The organism is Variovorax humicola (assembly GCF_037889915.1).
Lineage (GTDB): Bacteria > Pseudomonadota > Gammaproteobacteria > Burkholderiales > Burkholderiaceae_C > Variovorax > Variovorax humicola.
The window spans coordinates 180,700-197,655 of the sequence record NZ_JBBKZV010000010.1; the positions used below are offsets into that span (position 1 = coordinate 180,700).

Below are 16,956 nucleotides of genomic sequence, written 5' to 3' on the forward strand. Positions count from 1 at the left end.
CTCGGGATGCGCTTCGCGACCGAGGCGCGCACGCTGAAGTCATTCAGCAAGTACGTGGGCGATGTCGACTTCAATCGCGTTGGCCCGGAGACGGTACGCAGGTTCCTTGACGGCAACGGGCCGTTGACGCGGTTCTGGCATCGCAAGTTCGGCGTCCTCACCGGCCTCTACCGCTTCTGTCTCGCGCGCGGGTACGTGCGCACCGTGCCGTTGCCCCCGCGTGCGCCCAAGTGCCCGCAGGTCTTCACCGGCTACATCTATTCGGAAGACGAGGTCAGGCGGCTTCTTCAAGCCGCGGCCGCACGTGCGCGCTGCAACATTGACGCGTCGACCAGCCGAACGCTGCTCTTGCTGCTGTACGCGACAGGACTGCGCATCAGCGAGGCGTTGAACTTGAACTTGTCCGATGTCGATCTGAACGAGCGTGTGCTGCAAATCCGCGAGACGAAGTTCTACAAGACGCGGCTGGTGCCCACGGGGACGGATCTGACACAGGTGCTGCGCGAGTATGCGCTGCAGCGCTACCGGCGCTCGCCTCTGGATCCCGACGCCCCGTTCCTGCTGACACGCCGGGGCCAACGCGTCTCGCGTGCTGGTGCCGAAGAAGCCTTCAAGCAGATGCGCGAGCGGGCCGAGGTACGACGCGCCGACGGCGCGCGCTACCAACCGCGGCTGCACGATCTTCGTCACGCGTTCGCTCTGACGCGACTCGTGCGCTGGTATCGCGAGGGCGCTGACGTCCAGCGCCTGCTGCCGCAGTTGGCGACGTATCTCGGCCACGTTCACATCACTGGCACGCAACGCTACCTGTCCATGACACCCGAGCTGCTGCAGCAAGCCAGTCTTCGCTTCGAACGGTTCTCTTCGGGGAGACCGATCATGCGTGAGACGGCTGCTCTCGGCCCTTGGATCCGCCGGTTCCTGCTGGAACACCTGGTCAGCGAGCGCAACCTGGCGGCGAACACGCGACGCAGCTACCGCGACACGCTGTGCCAGCTGCTGCCATTCGTGTCGGCACGCTTGCAAGGCCGTGGATCGCCTAGAGGTCGTCGACGTGTCGGCTCAGGCGGTGCGCGAGTTCCTTGGCGACGTCGAGACCGGTCGCGGCTGCGGCATTGCCACGCGCAATCAGCGCTTGGGCGCCATTCATGCCCTGGCCCGGTTCATTGGGGAGCACAGTCCCGAGCACATCGCCTGGTGCGCGCAAGTGCGCTGTGTTCCCTACAAGAAGGGTACCCACGCCGCCGTTCCATATCTGGACAAGGCGGAGATCGATGCGCTGCTGGCAACCCCGGACCGGCACACGCCGCAAGGCCGTCGCGACTACGCGCTGCTGCTGTTCCTCTACAACACTGGTGCGCGCGCGAGCGAAGCGTCGGAGTTGACCATCGATGCCTTGCTGGTTCACATCAAGGCCATTCATGCCGAGACCCGTGGCGGCTACGGCTGGCCGCGCATCTGGAAGGAACTCTGGCCCGCGGCATCCGCGTGGGCAAGGACCGTGTGCAAAAGCTGATGCAACGCCACGGCATTCGCGCCCGAGGCAAAAGCGTCGTTTCAAGGTCACGACCGACAGCCGCCACGATCTTCCGATCTCGCCCAATGTGCTGAACCGCGAATTCATCGTGAGCGAGCCCGACAAGGTCTGGGTGGGCGACATTACCTACATCGCGAACGGACGAGGGCTGGCTGTTTCTGTCGGTGGTGATCGACCTGTTCAGCCGCCAGGTGGTGGGCTGGTCGCTGCGCGAGGACATGACGCGCGAGATCGTGATCGACGCGCTGCGCATGGCGTGGTTCAAGCGCCATCCGGGAAAACAAGCCGGATTGACCTTCCACAGCGACAGAGGCAGTCAATACGCAAGTCACGACTTCAGGGACGTGCTCGCGGAATACGGCATCGCCAGTTCGATGAGTCGCAAAGGCAACTGCTGGGACAACGCCTGCAGCGAGACGCTGTTCGGGTCGTTGAAGGTGGAGCGGTTGCACGGACAACGCTTCAAGACCAGGCGCGAGGCGAAGGACGAGGCCATCGATTGGCTGCTCTGGTACAACCGCACTCAACTGCACTCAACGCTGGCCTACGTCAGCCCGATGCAGTTCGAGCAGGAATGGCTTGCCAATCAACCACGGCAAGCCAATTCATGAACTCGGCTATGGGGTACGGATTCCAGGGGCAAGGTCAATTTGTCCGGCGCATTGCGTCAATGCTCAGGATGCATTGGACGCATAGAGTTGGTGAACCTAGATTCACCGGTGCTCGCAAAGGTGAGTCGGCTGCCTGCCGGCAGCGTCGGATGACGCTGTCTTCCGATGGAGCGCGGCGCGGCAATGGGGGTGCCCCGCATGGACCGTTCGCGGGGCGCTGTTTGCAGTTAGTCGTCTGTCCGGCGCATATATGGAGAGCGCAGTTGAAGCTCAAAACATTACTTTCCCTTGCCATGGGTATGGCACTCGGCCTGGCTGCCCACGCGCAGCAGGCCCCCGCGCCCGCTACGGCGGCCGAGCCCGGCAGCAGTTTCAAGGGCATCATCAAGCTCGACGTCCGTGATTCGAAGCCGGACTGGGGACCGTTCACACCGAAGAAGGCGCCCGCGGGCGCACCGAACTTCCTGTTCATCCTCTATGACGACACCGGCCTGGCCGCCTGGTCGCCGTACGGCGGCCGCATCAACATGCCGACGCTGGACAAGCTCGCGGCCAATGGCGTGACCTACACGCAGTTCCATACGACCGCGCTGTGCTCGCCGAGCCGCTCCACCATGCTCACGGGACGCAACCACCACGTCAACGGCATGGCCGCCATCACCGAGGCCGCGAATGGCTTCCCCGGCGCCAGCGGACGCCTTCCCGACCAGGCGGCCACCGTCGCGCAGATCCTGCAGGATGGCGGCTGGAGCACCTTCTGGGTCGGCAAGAACCACAACGTGCCCGAGCAGGACGTTGCTTCCGGCGCGAGCCGCAAGCAGTGGCCGCTGCAGAAGGGTTTCGACCGCTTCTACGGCTTCATCGGCGGCGAGACCAACCAGTGGTACCCCGACCTCATCGAGGACAACCGCTTCATCGACGCGCCCTATGGGCCGGAGCAGGGCTATCACCTGTCCAAGGACCTGGCCGACAAGGGCATCGCGATGATCCGCGACCAGAAGGCCACCAACCCGTCCCGCCCGTGGTTCATGTGGTTCAACCCCGGCGCCAACCACGCCCCGCATCACGCGCCGAAAGACTACATTGCCAAGTACAAGGGCAAGTTCGACGACGGCTACGAGGCCTACCGCACCTGGGTGCTGGAGCGCATGATCGCCAAGGGTGTGCTGCCCAAGGGCACGCAACTCACGCCGCTCAATCCGCTGCCGAAGGACGTGGCGAACGCGGCCGACTACGTGCGGCCATGGGACACGCTCACGGCCGATGAAAAGAAGCTGTTCTCCCGGCTGGCCGAGGTCTACGCTGGATTCTCGGAATACACCGACGTGCAGATCGGCCGGATGGTCGACTACCTGCAACAAAGCGGCCAGCTCGAGAACACGGTGATCCTCTATGCCGCCGACAACGGCGCTTCCGGCGAAGGAAGCCCCAGCGGCTCGGTCAACGAGAACAAGTTCTTCAACGGCTATCCCGACACGATCGCCGAAAACATGAAGTACATCGACGTGCTCGGCGGCCCCGACACCTATGAGCACTTCCCCACCGGATGGGCAGCCGCCTTCTCGACGCCGTTCCAGATGTTCAAGCGCTATGCGGAGTATTCGGGCGGCACCTCGGATCCGCTCGTGATCTCATGGCCCAAGGGAATCAAGGCGCGCGGCGAGATCCGCAACCAGTACCACCATTCGACGGACATCGTGCCGACGATCCTCGACATCGCCGGACTGGAGATGCCCAAGACCTACAAGGGCGTAGAGCAATACCCGATGGCAGGCGTGTCGATGCGCTACACCTTCGACGCGAAGCCGGATGACGCGACGCAGAAGAAGCGCCAGTACTACGCCATGCTCGGCACGCGCGGCATCTGGGAGGACGGCTGGCTCGCCGCAGCAACGCATGCGCCGCTCACAGGCAAGGGGCACTTCGACCAGGACCAGTGGGAGCTCTATCACGTGGCCGTCGATCGCTCCGAGTCGAAAAACGTCGCAAAGGAGAACCCCGAGAAGCTGCAGGCGCTGATCAAGGCATGGTTCGAGGAAGCGGACAAGAACATGGTCCTGCCGCTCGACGACCGGTCGGCGATCGAGCAACTCGGCGTCGAGCGCCCGTCCGACGAGCCCGCACGCGAACGGTACATCTACTACCCCGACACCGCACCAGTGCCCGAAGGCGTGGCCGGCAACGTGCGCGGCCGCTCGTACAAGATCCTTGCCAACGTCGATCTGACGGCTGAAGCATCCGGCGTCATCTTCGCGCATGGCTCCCGCTTCGGCGGCCATGCGCTGTTCATCAAGGACAAGAAGCTGCACTACGTCTACAACTTCCTCGGCATCAAGCCGGAGCAGGAGCTGGTTTCCAAGGTGCCGCTCCAGCCGGGCAAGCAAACGCTCGGCATGGAGTTCATCCGCGAGAAGACCGGCGAACACGGTGAGTCCATCGGACGCGCGAAGCTCTACATCAACGACACCCTGGTCGCCGAGGGCCCGATGAAGACGCAGGCCGGCAAGTTCACGCTCTCGGGCGACGGACTCTGCGTCGGCTTCGACAGCGGCGACGCAGTGAGCCAACAGTACAAGTCGCCTGGAAGGTTCAAGGGCGGAAAGATTGACCTGGTCGGCGTCACGGTCGAAAAGGCGCAATACCTCGACCTCGCAAAAGAGGCGCAACGGCTCATGCAGGTGCAGTGAGGAGGGGGAGTGCGGCGGGTCGGTGTGCCTGACACCGGCCCGCACGCGCGGGAAGTCCCTGCATGAACTCTCATGCGCCGGTGCCTGCATCGGTAGCATGCGCGAGATGCAAGCAAGAAAAGCACTATGGATATTCGACGTCTAACGCATTTGGTTGCGCTGGCCGATGAACTGCACTTCGCGCGGGCGGCCGAGCGGGTGCATCTGAGCCAGCCTGCATTCAGCCGAAGCATCCAGGCTGTCGAAGGCGAACTCGGCCTGCGTCTCTTCGAGCGCGACGTGGGCGAAGTGCGGCCCACTCCGGCGGGCGAGTTCGTGATCGAGCGGGCGCGACGGCTGCTGTTCCAGGTGCGTTGTACGCAGCGCGACTTCGAGCTCTACGGGCGCAGCGAGCTGGGCAAGACCGCCGTTGGCATGGGACCCATGCCCGCGGTGAGTCTCATGCCGCTCGTGATGACGGAATTGCGGCGGCGCTTCCCCCGGGTGTGCGTACGCGTTGAGGTGGGCAACTGGCAGCAGTTGCTGAAGCTCCTGATGGCCGAGGAGATCGAGTTCTTCGTCGCCCACGTGCTCGCCCTGCCGGATGCAGAGACGCTGGAGGTGCGTCCGCTACCTGGACTCCGGGCTCACCTATTCGTTCGTGCGGGACACCCGCTGGCGCAACTGGATTGCAACTGGAACGAGGCGTGGACTTTCGGAGTGGCAGTGCCGAAGGTGCCGCCGGAGATGAAGGTCCAACTGGCGCGACTGCTCGGCCTGCCCGCGGGCCAGGAGCCGGAGTTCGCACTGGAGTGCGATAACTTCGCCCTGCTGAGGGACGTGGCAATGTCCACCGACACCGTGCTTGGGGCGACCTACGCGGCCTTGCTCAACGATCTCGAGGCTGGTCGGCTGGTGCCGCTGCGAATGCCCGAGGCCAGCTCGCTCGTCACCAACCTGGGCATCGTGAGCCTGCGCCACCGAACCACCTCGCCCATGGCTGGCGAGGCAATGGCCTGCATTGCGAGAGTGGCGACCGAGGTCAGCATCTGATATGGGTTTGAGCCATCGGTTGGGCGTGCCGTCGGGCGCGATCACTGTCTGCTTGCCACCCTTGTAGTAGAACCACAGCTTCCGGCCACCCGGCGCCGACACCGGCGCGGCCGACAACTTCGCCACCGTCGCGTTGGTCATCGTGCTCTCGGGCATTCAGCCCCGGGGACGAACGCAAATTCACTGCTGGCAGGCGTTTTCGGTCCCGCGCTAAAATCCCTCGCTCCGAGGAGCGTTGCAGCGCCGTCAGGCGTGAGGCTCGGACCCTTATCGCAACCACGCTCACCCGCTGTTCTCGCGGTGAGTCCCATCCCCGAACGCAGTGGCATCTCTCAAACCAGCTTTGTTGGAGTTCACATGAGCGCTGTTCTCAAGCCCACCCCCGTTTCTTCGGCCGACCAGGCCATTGCCGATCTCTCGCTGGCCGCCTGGGGCCGCAAGGAAATCAGGATCGCCGAGACCGAGATGCCCGGCCTCATGGCCATCCGCGAGGAGTTCTCGAAGTCGCAGCCGCTCAAGGGCGCGCGCATCACCGGCTCGCTGCACATGACCATTCAGACGGCCGTGCTGATCGAGACGCTGCAAGCCCTGGGCGCGCAAGTGCGCTGGGCCTCGTGCAACATCTTCTCGACGCAGGACCACGCAGCCGCCGCCATCGCCGCCGCCGGCACGCCGGTATTCGCGATCAAGGGCGAATCGCTGAAGGACTACTGGGACTACACCCACAGCATCTTCGACTTCGGCGCCAAGGGCTCGAAAGGCGAAGGCCCGAACATGATCCTCGATGACGGCGGCGATGCCACGCTGCTGATGCACCTGGGCCAGCGCGCAGAGAAAGACCAGTCCGTGCTGGCCAACCCGACCAGCGAAGAAGAGCGAATCCTCTACGCCGCCATCAAGGCCAAGCTCGCCGTCGACAGCACCTGGTACACGCGCAAGTCGGCCGAGATCATCGGCGTGACCGAAGAGACCACCACCGGCGTGCACCGCCTGAACGAGATGTCCGCCAAGGGCACGCTGCTGTTCCGCGCGATCAACGTGAACGACTCAGTCACCAAGAGCAAGTTCGACAACCTCTATGGCTGCCGCGAATCGCTGGTCGATGGCATCAAGCGCGCCACCGACGTGATGATCGCCGGCAAGGTCGCGTGCGTGGCCGGCTACGGCGACGTGGGCAAGGGCTCGGCGCAGGCGCTGCGTGCACTGAGCGCGCAGGTGTGGGTCACCGAGATCGACCCCATCAACGCCCTGCAGGCCGCGATGGAAGGCTACAAGGTCGTGACCATGGAATACGCCGCCGACAAGGCCGACATCTTCGTGACCACCACCGGCAACAAGGACGTCATCACGCACGCCCACATGGCCGCCATGAAGGACCAGGCCATCGTCTGCAACATCGGCCACTTCGACAACGAGATCGACGTCGCCTCGATCGAGAAGTACGAGTGGGAAGAGATCAAGCCGCAGGTCGACCACATCACCTTCCCCGACGGCAAGAAGATCATCCTGCTGGCCAAGGGCCGGCTGGTGAACCTGGGCTGCGGCACGGGCCACCCGAGCTTCGTGATGTCGTCGTCGTTCGCCAACCAGACCATCGCGCAGATCGAGCTGTTCACCAAGCCCGATGCCTACCAGGCCGGCAAGGTCTACGTGCTGCCGAAGCACCTCGACGAGAAGGTCGCGCGCCTGCACCTGAAGAAGGTCGGCGCCATGCTGACCGAACTCACCGACGTGCAGGCTGCCTACATCGGCGTGAACAAGGCGGGTCCGTACAAGGCGGACACCTACAGGTATTGATGGCACACCCCCAAGCTACGCCGCACTTCGTGCAGATTCGCCAACCCCCTTGCAAGGGGCAACGCCAGCGGCCCGGCAGGGCAGGTTCCGCGGTGTCCCGCGAATCGGTTCTCGAGTGCGGTACCGGCAGGGGGCGTTGCATCGATGCGCGCTGATCAATTGCTGGTCGAGCGCGGCCTCGCCGCATCGCGCTCCCAAGCGGTTCGCCTGATCGCCGGCGGCTTGCGCTGGCGCGATGCCGGTACCGCCGATGCATGGCGCACCGTGGCGAAGAACCGGGACGACCTGCCCGAGACGGCGGAGCTCGAACTGCTCGATGCAGCCGAATCGCGCTACGTGTCGCGCGGCGGGCTCAAGCTCGAAGCCGCATTGCGCGTTGCGGGCGTCGACCCTGCAGGCAAGCAATGTCTTGACGTGGGCCAGTCGACCGGCGGCTTCACCGATTGCCTGCTGCAGCATGGCGCTGCGCATGTGACGGGCGTCGACGTCGGCCACGGGCAACTGCATGCGCGGTTGCGTGGCGATGCCCGCGTGACCGCGATCGAGAAGGTCAATGCGCGCGCGTTGACGGCGATCGACCTCGCGGTCGACGGCGACGGCGACGACGGCAGCGTTCAGTCCGATCCGTCCGAGCCACGCTTCGACATCATCGTCGGCGACTTGTCGTTCATTTCACAGACTCTTGTGCTTCCAGCCGTCCTTCAGTTCCTCGCGCCGTCCGGCGACCTGCTCATGCTCGTCAAGCCGCAGTTCGAATTGCAGCCCGGGCAGGTCGGCAAAGGCGGTATCGTTCGCGACCCGGCCTTGTACGCAGTGGTCGAGCAGCGTTTGCGGGAGGCTTGCGCCGCGCTGGATCTGCGCGTGAAGAACTGGTTCGACAGCCCGATCGAAGGCGGCGATGGAAACCACGAATTTTTCTTGCATGCCGTTCGCGCAGAACGGCAAACCCTGGAGTAGGCCGTGCGTCTGCCACTGAGTTTCGAATTCTTTCCAACCAAGACGCCCGAAGGCGCGGTCAAGCTGCGCGCAGTGCGCCAGCAGTTGTATGCCATGCGGCCCGAGTTCTGCTCGGTCACTTACGGTGCCGGCGGCTCGACCCATGAAGGCACCTTCAACGCCGTGCGCGAGATTCTTGCCGAGGGCGTCGACGCGGCCAGCCACTTCTCGTGCATCGGTGCCACGAAGGCCACGGTGCGCGAGCAGTTGGCCGAGCTGAAGGCCATGGGCGTCAAGCGCCTGGTCGCGCTGCGCGGCGACTTGCCCAGTGGCTACGGCGCCGGCGGGGAGTTCCAGTACGCGAGCGACCTGATTGCCTTTATCCGCAGCGAGACCGACAGCCATTTCCAGATCGAAGTGGCCTGCTATCCGGAGGTGCATCCCCAGGCACGTTCGCCCGAAGCCGACCTGAAGGCCTTCGCCACCAAGGTGCGCGCAGGTGCCGACTCGGCCATCACGCAATATTTCTTCAGCCCCGAGGCGTACTTCCGCTTCGTCGACGAAGTGCGTGCGCTCGGCATCGACACGCCCATCGTGCCGGGCGTCATGCCAATCATCAGCTCGACGCAGCTCATGCGCTTTTCCGATGCATGCGGCGCCGAGATCCCGCGCTGGATTCGCCTTCGCCTGCAGAGCTATGGCGACGACGTGGAGTCGATCAAGGCCTTCGGCCTCGATGTGGTGACCGCGCTGTGCGATCGCCTGCGGGCCGGCGGTGCCCCGGCCATGCACTTCTACACCATGAACCAGTCGGTTGCGACCCTCGGTGTGCTGCAGCGGCTCGGCTGGAACCCATGAGTTTGAGGCGCGCCGGTTGCCGGGTGATGGCGATTCTCGCGGTGGTCTTCACCGCCGGCTGCGCCTTGCCACCGGCCGCGAGGGGGCCCGACGACGCGACGCGCGATTCGACGACATCGACCACCATGCCCAGGCTTCGACCGCTCACACGCCAACCGGCGGCGCCGCCCGGCGCCGCGCCGCAATCCGCTGTCGCCTCGGTGAACTATGACCTGTCGGTGTCGAGTGCGGATGAGTTGCCGTCCGACGATGGCCTGCCCGGCGACAGGAGGGTTCTGGAGCGCGGCACGGCGTCGTGGTACGGCATCCAGTTCCATCAGAAAAAGACGGCCAACGGCGAGCGCTTCGACATGACTGCCATGACTGCCGCCCACAAGACCTTGCCCTTCGGCACCCGTGTGTGCGTGCGCAGCCTCGTGAACGGGCGCGAGGTGCTGGTGCGCATCAACGACCGCGGCCCATATTCCGCCGGCCGCATCATCGACCTCAGCCGCGCAGCTGCCGAGCAGATCGGCTTGACCGGACTTGGCATCAAGCAGGTGGCCCTGTCGGTGATCGATCGCAAGGACCAGCGTTGCGGCGGCGAGACCGACGTGGCCGGTGGCGACGATCCTCCCGTGTTCGAGCCTTCGGCGCCCGTGCGGCGCAAGGCGCCTGCTGCCTCGGGCAGCAAGGCCCTCAATCCGCGCCAGCGGCGCTGAAGTCGAACCCCTCAGCCGCCAGAGTCGAGCGTGAAGCCTGCATTCCGGTCTTGCGCCAGCAAGGTCTTGAGCTGTTCCAGCGCAGGTTGCAGTTGGCCCTTGAGCGTGTAGGGGGGGTTGATCAGGAACATGCCGCTGGCAGGCAGCCCCGGCCGCTTCTGGTCGCCGGTCGGCGTGGTCAGCACCTTGCTCGACTTGACGGTCAGCGTCGCATGCAGCCACGACTTGCCGGCCTTCGTCGCCATGGTCTTGAGGCGCCGCGGCAGGTCATGCGCCTCCGGTCGGGGAATGATCGGATACCACACCGCATAGGTTCCCGTCGCAAAGCGCTTGAGCGACTCGCCGATCAGGTCGAGCACCCGGCCGTAGTCGGTCTTCATTTCATAGCTCGGATCGCACAGCATGAGTGCGCGGCGCGATGGCGGCGGCATGAACTTGGTGGCGCTGCCGAAGCCGTCTTCGCGCAGCACCGCGATTTGCCGGCCCGCTTCCAGTTGCGCGATGTTGGCGTCCAGCGTGCGCGCGTCGGTCGGGTGCAGTTCGAACAGCTTGAGCTTGTCGTGGTCGCGCAGCATGTGGTGCACGATGAACGGCGATCCGGGATAGACACGCGACCCGCCATTCGGGTTGAAGGCACGTACCAGGTCCAGGTAGCCCTGGATCGCCGGAGCCAACGGCGCATCGATGGTCCCGGCCGGTTTGGCAGCCTTCCTTGCCCGACCCTGCGCGGGCAGGTCGGGTGCGTCGGACATGGCCGCCGGTTTTTGTGTCGTTTTTGGCGCCAGCAGCCGAAGGATGCCGTCGGCCGCCTCGCCGCTGGTGCCCGCGTAGTCGCCATCCAGGCGGTACAAGCCCGCGCCGGCGTGGGTGTCGACGACGGTGAGTGCGGCTTCCTTCTCGAGCAAATGCGCCAACGTGGCGATCAGCACCGTGTGCTTGAGCACATCGGCATGGTTGCCGGCGTGGAAGGCGTGGCGATAGCTGAACATGTTGTGGTGTGTCCCTGGCGGATGAAGGTGCGAACGCCGAACCCGGCCGCAATGCCGAAGGCAAATACGGAACGGCACGCTACGTTCGATGAACCGGCGATTTTGGGGCCTGCGCGTGTGCGTCGGCGTGCTGTCCAATTTTGATCGCCGCCGTATCGCCCGGCCACGCTTGATTCGGCCCCAAAAATTCGCGGTGGCCCTGTATTTGCCACGCAACACCATTCCTTAATATAATGGAGGGCTTCGCAGCGCTTCAGTGGCCCCGCGGCGAAGGACTTCAACCCACCTAAGAGATTCCCGCCAGAGGAACACCGACCGTGGAAAAGGGCCCGCCAAACCCTCTTCAAAAGAGAAAACTCATGACCAAAACGTTCAGCGCCAAGCCCGCTGACGTGACGCACGAGTGGTTTGTGATTGACGCGACCGACAAGGTCCTCGGACGAGTAGCCAGCGAAGTTGCTCTCCGTTTGCGCGGCAAACACAAGGCCATTTATACGCCTCACGTCGACACCGGTGACTTCATCGTCATCATCAACGCATCGCAACTCCGCGTGACCGGCGCCAAGCCGATCGACAAGGTGTACTACCGCCACTCGGGCTACCCGGGCGGTATCACGGCCACCAACTTCCGCGACATGCAAGCCAAGCACCCGGGCCGCGCCCTGGAAAAGGCCGTCAAGGGCATGTTGCCCAAGGGCCCGCTGGGCTACGCGATGATCAAGAAACTCAAGGTTTACGGTGGCGCCGAGCACCCGCATACCGCCCAACAGCCTAAAGCGCTGGAAATCTAAGGAGCCTTGAGATGATTGGTGAATGGAACAATGGCACTGGCCGTCGCAAATCCAGCGTCGCCCGCGTTTTTCTGAAAAAAGGCACCGGCAAAATCACGGTCAATGGTAAGGACATCCAGGCCTATTTCGGCCGCGAGACCTCGATCATGATCGCGAAGCAGCCCCTGTACTTGACGAACAACGTCGAGACGTTCGACATCATGGTCAACGTGAACGGCGGCGGCGAGTCGGGCCAGGCAGGCGCTACCCGCCACGGCATCACCCGCGCGCTGATGGACTACGACGCGAGCCTCAAGCCCGTGTTGAGCCAGGCTGGCTTCGTGACGCGTGACGCGCGTGAAGTCGAACGTAAGAAGGTCGGCTTGCACTCTGCACGCCGCCGCAAGCAGTTCTCGAAGCGCTGATCAGCGTTTTGGGCTTATTGCCTGTACCGACAAAGAGCCGCCTCCGGGCGGCTTTTTGCTGGTTGCAGTAGCATGACCCCATTGGCCGACTCATCGGCCCCCCAAACGGAGTTTCCCTATGAGCGCTGTTGCCGAACAAATCCAGACCGAAATGCCCGCCCCGATCGTCTTCACCGACAGCGCGGCGGCCAAGGTGGCCGACCTGATCGCCGAAGAAGGCAATCCCGACCTGAAGCTGCGCGTGTTCGTGCAGGGTGGCGGGTGCTCGGGCTTCCAATACGGCTTCACCTTCGACGAGATCACCAATGAAGACGACACCACCATGACCAAGAACGGTGTCTCGCTGCTGATCGATGCGATGAGCTATCAATACCTCGTCGGCGCCGAGATCGACTACAAGGAAGACCTGCAAGGCGCCCAGTTCGTGATCAAGAATCCGAACGCCACAAGCACTTGCGGTTGCGGCTCGAGTTTCTCGGCCTGACGCCTTGCGATCGGCCTTGCCATTCCAAAAAACCGCCTGAGGGCGGTTTTTTGTTGCCTGTTTGTTTTTCAACATGAACTCGGCTGAAATCTCCACCAGCAAGAGCCTGCTGTGGCTCGTCGCCGTCGGCTTCTTCATGCAGACGCTCGACGCCACCATCATCAATACGGCCTTGCCGGCGATGGCGGCCAGTCTCGGTGAGAGCCCGCTGCGAATGCAGTCGGTCATCGTGGCCTACGCGCTGACGATGGCCATGCTGATCCCGGCCTCGGGCTGGATTGCAGACCGTTTCGGTGCGCGGCGCGTGTTCTTCTTGGCCATCGTGCTGTTCGTGGTCGGCTCGATTGCCTGCGCCTCCTCGCATGGTCTGGGACAACTCGTCGCGGCGCGGGTGCTCCAGGGCGCCGGCGGCGCAATGTTGTTGCCGGTGGGCCGCCTTGCACTCCTGCGCTCCGTGCCGCGCAGCGAGTTCGTTCATGCGATGAGCTTTGTCGCGATTCCGGGCCTGATCGGGCCGCTGCTCGGCCCCACGCTGGGCGGTTGGCTAGTGCAGTACGCGTCCTGGCACTGGATCTTCCTGATCAACGTGCCGGTGGGACTTGCTGGCTGCATCGCCACGCTGAAGATCATGCCGGAACTGCGTGCGACGGCGCTGGCGCGCTTCGACGGCGCGGGTTACGCCTTGCTGGCGTTCGGGATGGTGGCGGTGTCGCTCGCGCTCGATGGGGTGTCGGAGCTTGGCTTGCCTCGGGTCGGCGTGCTGGTGCTGATGGTGTTCGGCTTTGCAAGCCTCGTGGCCTACTGGGCGCACGCTGCGCGTCGGCCCGACCCACTCTTTTCGCCGGCCATGCTGCGTATTCCGACCTACAGCGTCGGCTTGGCCGGCAACCTCTTTTCGCGCCTTGGCAGCGGCTGCATGCCGTTCCTGGTGCCGTTGCTGCTTCAGGTTTCGATGGGCTATTCGCCTCTGCACGCGGGGTTGACGATGCTACCGATCGCCATGGCCGGGATGGCCATGAAGCGCTTCGCGCCGCCGCTGATCAAGCGTCACGGCTACCGGCGGGTGCTGGTCGTCAACACGGTGCTGGTCGGTGGTTCGATGGCGACCTTCGCGCTGGCTGCACCCGGGCAGCCGTTGGCGTTGTTGTTGCTTCAATTGCTGGTGTTCGGCGCGGTCAATTCGTTGCAGTTCACGGCGATGAATACCGTCACCCTTCGGGACCTGACGCCGGACATGGCGAGCAGCGGCAATAGCCTGTTCTCGATGGTGCAGATGCTTGCCATGAGCCTCGCCGTGGCAGCGGCAAGCACGGTTCTGGCTGGCTTCACGGAGCTTTTTGGAAAGGCCGAACCGGTCGATACGCTCCACGCGTTTCAAGCCACGTTTGCCGGAATGGGGCTCGTCACGATCGCTTCAGCCTTGATTTTTTGGCATCTTCCGCATCAGGCGCTTTTGGTCCAGCCGGAGCAACCCGAGGTTTCGGGCCAGGGCTGACGCCGTGCGATCCGTTCAGGCCGGGTAGATCGCCCCGAGCACCCGACCGCCGCGCGCCCCGGTGACGCTGGCCAGATTGCCGGGCTCGCGACGGATGGCGGCGCGCGCCAGCCATGCAAAGGCCGCGGCTTCGACTTGTTGTGGCGGCAAGCCGCGCTCCTGCGACGACACGACTTCGACGCCTGGCAGCAACGCCTGCAACCGCGCCACGAGGTAATCGTTCAAGGCGCCGCCACCGCAGACGATCAATTCCTTGCTGTCGATTCCGTGGCGTTGAACGTCCACCGCACAGGTGCTGGCGGTCAATTCGGCCAACGTCGCCTGGACGTCGACCGGGGCCGCGTCGCTCGCGGCGCCCAGGTGCGCCGCCAGCCAGGCGGGGTTGAACAGATCGCGTCCGGTGCTCTTTGGCGGCGACCTGCTGAAATAGGGGCCCCCCAGCAAGCGCGCGAGCAATTCGGGCAGCACCTGGCCGCTGGCGGCCCACTGACCGCCGCGATCGAAAGGTTCGCCGATATGGCTTTGACACCAGTGGTCCATCAGCGCGTTGCCGGGGCCGCAGTCGAATCCGAGCACGATCTGCCTGGAACTGCGGGTTGCCGGCAGCAAGCTCAGGTTGGCAATGCCGCCGATATTGAGAACAGCAACGACATGGTCCGGATGGCCGAACAGGGCACGATGAAAGGCGGGGACCAGTGGTGCGCCCTGGCCGCCTGCAGCCACGTCGCGGCTGCGGAAGTCGGCCACCACGTCGATGCCGGTCCATTCGGCCAATGCGGCTGGATTGTTGATCTGCAGGGTGTAGCCGGTTTCATCGAATTCGCCGGGGCGGTGCCGCACGGTCTGCCCATGGGCGCCGATGGCCCGCACGGCGCTTGGGGAAAGGCCGGTCTGGTCGAGCAATTGCTGCACGACGGCGGCGTAGAGCCTGGCCAATCCATTGCCTGCCAGTGCGGCGCGGTGGAGTTCGTTTTCGCCGTTCGGAAGATTGAGTCCCAGAAACTCGGCCCGCAGCGCCACCGGAAAGTGGGTCGTTGCGTGAGCCTTCACGGCGATATGGCCATCGGCGAAGTCGGCCAGCACGCCATCCACGCCGTCGAGCGAGGTGCCCGACATCAGGCCGATGAAAAGGTCCTCGGCCATGGCGAATCGAGGCGAGAAAGGCTCAGTCGGCGCTCGCCTGGACGACCGAGAACGCAGCCGCCAGCTCAGTGCGAGTGGCTCTTGCGATGCGCTCGAACGCCTGTCGCGACGCCGCAGTGATCGGTACGCCGCCGTCCTGGTCGGCGATGGTGGCCGGATCGGCGTAATCGCCGTTCACGCGATACTCGAAGTGCAAGTGCGGGCCGGTGGCCCAGCCGGTCATACCGACGGCGCCGATGAACTGGCTCTGGGTCACTTGCTGGCCGACCTTGACGTCGATGCGGCTCAGGTGGGCGTAGACGGTGCTCTGGTTGTTGCGATGGTTGAGGATGACCATGTTGCCATAGCCGCTTTGCACGCCCGCAAAGTCGACCACGCCATCGCCGACGGCACGCACTGCCGTGCCCGTTGGCGCCGAGAAGTCGATGCCGTGATGCTGGCGCCAGTCATTGAAGATGGGATGCACGCGCATCGCAAAGCCGCTGGTGATGCGCGAGTATTCCACCGGCGAGCCCAGATAGGCCTTGCGCAGGCTGTCACCGTTCGGGCGGTAGTAGCCGCCCTTTTTGCCGGGTTCCTGGAACCACAACGCCTGGTGCAGCTTGCCGCCGCTTTCGAACTCGGCGGAGAGCACGCGGCCACTGCGCAGCGCTTGGCCATCGGCTTCGAAGGTTTCGTACACCACGGCGAAACGGTCGCCATTGCGCAGTTGGCGGATGTCGACGTCGGTGCTGAAGATGTCTGCCAACTGGCTGGCGACGCCATCGGGAATACGGGCGTCATCGGTTGCCGCGAGCAGCGACGTACGGACCACACCGCTGGCGAGGCGAGTGCTCGGAGTCAGCGGGTCGACCTCGGTCTTCAGGGCGAAGCCGTTGGGCGTCCTTGTGATGACGACGCGCTTGAAGCCGTCGCCATCGGGAATCCAGCGGGCGCTGAGCTTCTGGAACTGGTTGTCCTGCCCGGCTTCGGCGGTGACCGTACGGCCCGGCCGGCCGAACAGCGCGGTGCGGGCTTCCGCATTGGCGCGAATGAACGCGGCTGCGCGTGCGTCGGAAATGCCGAGGCGCTTGAAAAGAGCTTCCGCGGTGTCGCTGGAGCGGGTCAGGTCGCTGCGAAACAGCGTGAATCCAAACGCATCGAGCGCGTCGGTCTGGGTTCCGACGGGCAGCGGGGCAACCGCTTCGAGTACCTGCCTGACAGGCATGTCGCCCGGGTCGGTGCCAAGCGAAGCCACGGCGAAAGCGCCGCCGCCGGCGCACAGAAGCGTCGCCGCGATGGCCGCGGTGATCTGCTTCGGATACGTCCGAAAAATGTACGCCACGCGAGAAGCGAGCAACTCCTCGGCGGCAAGAATGCCGTTAATCAACTTGAATCTGTCCAAAATCTGTTCAGCAAACCGCGCTGAACAAGGCCTTGGTGACGAAGGCGGCAGAGCGGTGCGGAAGGTGCGCCGCTTAGAATCCGGCGCTCGAAAGTCGGGCTAAGTAT

The 16,956-nt window shown here is 64.3% G+C and carries 13 protein-coding genes, 2 pseudogenes and 1 riboswitch; of the genes and pseudogenes, 12 read left to right on the forward strand and 3 right to left on the reverse strand.

Annotated features, from left to right (window positions below):
- Positions 1 to 6 precede the first annotated feature (6 nt).
- The 8 genes and pseudogenes from WKW80_RS18160 to WKW80_RS18195 all read left to right on the forward strand — a co-directional run.
- Positions 7 to 756 (forward strand): annotated as a pseudogene (locus WKW80_RS18160) (tyrosine-type recombinase/integrase); the annotation flags it as partial.
- Between the two features lie 451 nt (positions 757 to 1,207).
- A pseudogene (locus WKW80_RS18165) lies at positions 1,208 to 2,148 on the forward strand (IS3 family transposase).
- A 293-nt stretch (positions 2,149 to 2,441) separates the two neighbouring features.
- Complete coding sequence (locus WKW80_RS18170; protein WP_340364988.1) at positions 2,442 to 4,835, forward strand: arylsulfatase; 2,394 nt, start codon at positions 2,442 to 2,444, stop codon at positions 4,833 to 4,835.
- Positions 4,836 to 4,961: 126 nt separating this feature from the next.
- Positions 4,962 to 5,867, forward strand: a complete 906-nt coding sequence (locus tag WKW80_RS18175) for a LysR family transcriptional regulator (RefSeq protein WP_340364959.1) — start codon at positions 4,962 to 4,964, stop codon at positions 5,865 to 5,867.
- Between the two features lie 221 nt (positions 5,868 to 6,088).
- Positions 6,089 to 6,158, forward strand: a riboswitch (S-adenosyl-L-homocysteine riboswitch).
- A 66-nt stretch (positions 6,159 to 6,224) separates the two neighbouring features.
- Positions 6,225 to 7,664, forward strand: coding sequence for an adenosylhomocysteinase (gene ahcY, locus WKW80_RS18180; protein ID WP_340364960.1), 1,440 nt, complete (start codon positions 6,225 to 6,227; stop codon positions 7,662 to 7,664).
- 144 nt (positions 7,665 to 7,808) lie between these two features.
- On the forward strand, positions 7,809 to 8,621 hold the full coding sequence (locus tag WKW80_RS18185; protein ID WP_340364961.1) for a TlyA family RNA methyltransferase: 813 nt from the start codon (positions 7,809 to 7,811) through the stop codon (positions 8,619 to 8,621).
- 3 nt (positions 8,622 to 8,624) lie between these two features.
- Complete coding sequence (gene metF / locus WKW80_RS18190; RefSeq protein ID WP_340364962.1) at positions 8,625 to 9,458, forward strand: methylenetetrahydrofolate reductase [NAD(P)H]; 834 nt, start codon at positions 8,625 to 8,627, stop codon at positions 9,456 to 9,458.
- Positions 9,455 to 10,159, forward strand: a complete 705-nt coding sequence (locus WKW80_RS18195) for a septal ring lytic transglycosylase RlpA family protein (protein WP_422822921.1) — start codon at positions 9,455 to 9,457, stop codon at positions 10,157 to 10,159. The genes metF and WKW80_RS18195 overlap by 4 nt, the downstream gene beginning before the upstream one ends.
- An 11-nt stretch (positions 10,160 to 10,170) precedes the next feature.
- On the opposite strand, the gene WKW80_RS18200 is transcribed toward WKW80_RS18195, so the two are convergent.
- Complete coding sequence (locus WKW80_RS18200; RefSeq protein WP_340364963.1) at positions 10,171 to 11,148, reverse strand: 23S rRNA (adenine(2030)-N(6))-methyltransferase RlmJ; 978 nt, start codon at positions 11,146 to 11,148, stop codon at positions 10,171 to 10,173.
- Between the two features lie 359 nt (positions 11,149 to 11,507).
- On the opposite strand from WKW80_RS18200, the gene rplM reads away from it, so the two are divergent.
- From rplM to mdtD, 4 genes are all read left to right on the forward strand, one after another.
- Complete coding sequence (gene rplM / locus WKW80_RS18205; protein WP_213957395.1) at positions 11,508 to 11,939, forward strand: 50S ribosomal protein L13; 432 nt, start codon at positions 11,508 to 11,510, stop codon at positions 11,937 to 11,939.
- Positions 11,940 to 11,950: 11 nt separating this feature from the next.
- A complete protein-coding gene (rpsI, locus tag WKW80_RS18210) occupies positions 11,951 to 12,343 on the forward strand; it encodes a 30S ribosomal protein S9 (RefSeq protein ID WP_340364964.1) in 393 nt (130 codons plus the stop codon).
- 118 nt (positions 12,344 to 12,461) lie between these two features.
- Positions 12,462 to 12,827, forward strand: coding sequence for an iron-sulfur cluster insertion protein ErpA (erpA, locus tag WKW80_RS18215; protein WP_213957393.1), 366 nt, complete (start codon positions 12,462 to 12,464; stop codon positions 12,825 to 12,827).
- A 73-nt stretch (positions 12,828 to 12,900) separates the two neighbouring features.
- The gene (mdtD, locus tag WKW80_RS18220; RefSeq protein WP_340364965.1) at positions 12,901 to 14,322 is read left to right on the forward strand and encodes a multidrug transporter subunit MdtD; all 1,422 of its coding nucleotides are present in this window, start codon (positions 12,901 to 12,903) and stop codon (positions 14,320 to 14,322) included.
- A gap of 15 nt (positions 14,323 to 14,337) precedes the next feature.
- Here mdtD and WKW80_RS18225 read toward each other — a convergent pair whose 3' ends face one another.
- Positions 14,338 to 15,465, reverse strand: coding sequence for an anhydro-N-acetylmuramic acid kinase (locus WKW80_RS18225; RefSeq protein ID WP_340364966.1), 1,128 nt, complete (start codon positions 15,463 to 15,465; stop codon positions 14,338 to 14,340).
- Positions 15,466 to 15,487: 22 nt separating this feature from the next.
- Positions 15,488 to 16,834, reverse strand: coding sequence for a peptidoglycan DD-metalloendopeptidase family protein (locus WKW80_RS18230; RefSeq protein ID WP_340364967.1), 1,347 nt, complete (start codon positions 16,832 to 16,834; stop codon positions 15,488 to 15,490).
- Positions 16,835 to 16,956: the final 122 nt, after the last annotated feature.